Raw genomic sequence first — 1,630 nt, forward strand, 5'->3', positions numbered from 1 at the left:
CCCTAATTGAGAACAACCGTAGGGATGAGGAAAGTGATGAATTCCATCAATTTGTCGCTCTTTAAACTGCTCATTACCCATTTTAGCAAGCACTTCACATGTTTTATTAATGCAACCAACCGTATTGATGATCCAGATTTCATTACGGATTCCCGCATCCCCGTTTTCACGTATATATCCTTGGAATGTATGTTTTGAGTCTTCGACTTCTGTATTTTGAATGCTTGGTTGATAGGAATATTCCAATATCCCCTGCAAACCGGATCCTAGGTTATGAGTATGAACCCACTCCCCAGCATACAGATCTTTTTTGGCTTTCCCAATCGAGTAGCCAAACTTAAGAACATCTGCCCCCTGCTTTACCGGGTTTACTAATATCTTATGTCCTTTCGGAATATCATCACGAGCCCATATATTGATAATTTCATTTTCTCCCGATTGAATTTGAAGGCTCTCCCCTTTTCGGATCTCATGTAAGGAAATAACCACATCATCTTTTGAATGCAATTGAACAATCTTATTCATTTTGTCCCCTCCTATTTTGAGTGTTGGCGTACAAACCTAAACGGTAATTACTATAAGAAAACCCTTTCATTTTCAAGCATGAATTTATTTCCTTATGAATCTATTATTATTTTAACATCAAGAATTGAAATATAAATTGCATTTTTTGATATATATATACTCATTTTTGTTGTAATATACAATCAGGTGATGAGCGAAATGAAAAAATATCAAAATGTGTCCAATCATGATTTACTGTTCCCTTTATCTTTTGTCTATCAAGATACTAAAAGTCCTCAGAATGAACTATCTGATCATATGCATGATTATTATGAAATTATTTATGTTTATAGCGGTAATGGGACCTTTTTTGTCGGTGATGTGTTTTATGATATGCAACAAGGAGATGTATTCCTAATCCCTAACAATACGATTCATAGAGCAATGCCGAATAAGGACGACCCTGTTACTTCTACGATTATCTTTTTCAGCCCCACATTAATATATAAGGACATTGTTGATGATTCTTTTTCATATTTAAATTTGTTTGACCTGACAAAAAAGAGTAAGAATTATAAAATATCCTTACCACCAAAGAAACAGATAAAAATGGAAGAACAGCTTCTACACATTTATCAAGAAACATCAGAAAATGCATTAGGCGCAAGGCATGCCACATTGCTGATTGTTCACCAGATTATGCTTGATTTATGCCGTATTCGAATAAATAACGAACAGGATATGTTGGAGTCAAATACCTATAGTTCAGTTTGGATTAAAGATATTTTGGCCTATATTAATGACCATTTAAGTGAACCATTAACCTTGACGATACTTGCGAATAAATCCTTGGTCAGTCCCTCTCATTTCAGTAGAGTCTTTAAAGAAACAACTGGAATCGGGTTAATCGTGTATCTGAATACGAAAAGAGTCATTAAAGCAAAGGAACTGTTATTGGAAACGAATCACACAGTTTCGCATATTGCTGAAATGTGTGGTTTTGAAAGTATGCCCCATTTTCATCGTATCTTCAAAAAATACAATGATAGGACTCCAGCTAATTTTCGAAAGGCACACCATAAATCTTAGATTCAGAAAAATTGAGTAGGTGCATGATGATTCATAC

General features: G+C 34.7%; 2 protein-coding genes. One reads left to right on the forward strand and one right to left on the reverse strand.

Annotated features, from left to right (window positions below; genetic code table 11):
* A partial coding sequence (locus AC1DUW_RS28065; protein ID WP_477644085.1) for a UxaA family hydrolase occupies positions 1–525 on the reverse strand: 525 nt, incomplete at its 3' end.
* A 198-nt stretch (positions 526–723) separates the two neighbouring features.
* On the opposite strand from AC1DUW_RS28065, the gene AC1DUW_RS28070 reads away from it, so the two are divergent.
* Positions 724–1,593, forward strand: coding sequence for an AraC family transcriptional regulator (locus AC1DUW_RS28070; RefSeq protein WP_053346422.1), 870 nt, complete (start codon positions 724–726; stop codon positions 1,591–1,593).
* The last annotated feature ends 37 nt before the right edge of the window (positions 1,594–1,630 follow it).

This window comes from Peribacillus sp. P4_C12, from assembly GCF_056402095.1.